This is a genomic window from Flavobacterium bomense, from assembly GCF_003970355.1.
Map to the genome: position 1 here is coordinate 1 of NZ_RYDJ01000059.1, position 1,774 is coordinate 1,774.

At 34.3% G+C, this 1,774-nt stretch carries 1 protein-coding gene; it reads right to left on the reverse strand.

The features are described from left to right. Positions 1-24: 24 nt before the first annotated feature. On the reverse strand, positions 25-1,774 hold a 1,750-nt coding region (locus EKL98_RS15505), incomplete at its 5' end, for a GH92 family glycosyl hydrolase (RefSeq protein WP_148104425.1).

Consider the following 1,774-nt stretch of genomic DNA (forward strand, 5'->3'; position numbering starts at 1 on the left):
AAATGATAAAAAATATAATTTTTTTTATTTTTCGGTTGAAAGAGAATATGGAAAATCTTTTTTTGCAGTTCCTCTATTTTTATTTGGCGTGTTGCTCATTTCAAAATCAATTGTTGCTCCTTTTAATAATTCTGAATGGCTTAACCAGTTATTGGCATCCGCTTTTCCGTTGAATTTCATACTTTTAATGTATTTATTTGCAGCATTATTTTGAGGTGCATTAATAGAAACTTCTTTTCCGTTTTGCAATTTTATTTTAACAGTTTTAAATAAAGGCGTACCAATAACGTACTGATCACTAGCAGGAGTTACGGGATAAAACCCAATAGCAGAGAATACATACCAAGCCGAAGTTTGACCGTTATCCTCGTCTCCACAATAACCATCAGGAGTTGGTTTGTACATTCTGTTCATGGTTTCTCTTACCCAATATTGCGTTTTCCAAGGTTCTCCAGCATAATCGTACAAATACGTCATGTGCTGAATTGGCTGATTTCCATGCGCATATTGTCCCATATTGGCAATTTGCATTTCTCTAAATTCGTGAATCACACTCCCGTAATAACTTTCGTCAAAAACAGGCGCTAACGAAAATACTTTATCCAACTGACTTACAAAAACATCTTTTCCTCCCATCAAATCAATTAAACCCTGCATATCATGAAAAACCGACCAGGAATAATGCCAGCTGTTTCCTTCTGTAAATGCATCACCCCATTTAAAAGGACTAAAAGGAGTTTGAAATTTACCGTCTTTATTTTTTCCTCTCATCAAGTTGTTTTCAGAATCAAACAAATTCTTATAATTCAAACTGCGTTTTTTATACAGATCTGTTTCTGATTTTGGCTTGTTTAATGCCAATCCTAATTTATAAATAGCAAAATCGTCGTATGCATACTCTAATGTTCTGGCAGCATTTTCGTTGATACCTGCATCATAAGGAACATATCCTAAAGAATTATAATAATCAACGCCCAAACGCCCAACTGCTCTTAAAGGACCTTGATTATTCGCTCCGTGAATCAAGGCTTTATATAAATTTTCAATTTCAGGATTCTTTTTGGTTTCGCTTTTTAAATACGCTTCTGCGACAACCGATGCCGAATTATTCCCCACCATAACATCTCTTAAACCAGGACTTGCCCATTCCGGCAACCAGCCGCTTTCATTATACGCATTTGACAAACCTTCCTGCATTTGCTGATTTAATTCAGGATACATTAAATTTAAAAAAGGAAACAAAGCTCTGAAAGTATCCCAAAAGCCTGTATCTGTAAACATATATCCGGGCAAAACTTTTCCGTTATAAGGACTATAGTGAACTACTTTTCCTTTAGCATCAAACTCATAAAATTTTCTTGGAAAAAGAAGCGAACGGTATAAACTGGAGTAAAAAGTTGTGAATTGCTCTGCTGTTCCTCCCCCTACTTTAATACGGCTTAATTCAGTGTTCCATACGTTTTTACCTTTTTCTTTTATTTGGTCAAAATCATTTTTACCAAGTTCGTTCAAGTTTCTTTCGGCTTGTTCATAACTGATAAATGATGAAGCTACTTTTGCATTTACCTTTTCTCCTTTTACAGTTTTAAAACCAATTATAGCACCAGAATGATCTGCTTGACTTTCTATTGCATCTAAAAGTTTATCGCCATCAAAAGTTTTGGTTACTGTAAAACTTTTATCAAAAACAATCACAAAATAATTCTTGAAATTATCAGGAACGCCACCACTATTTTTAGTGGTATAACCAATGATTTTATTTTCAGATGGGATG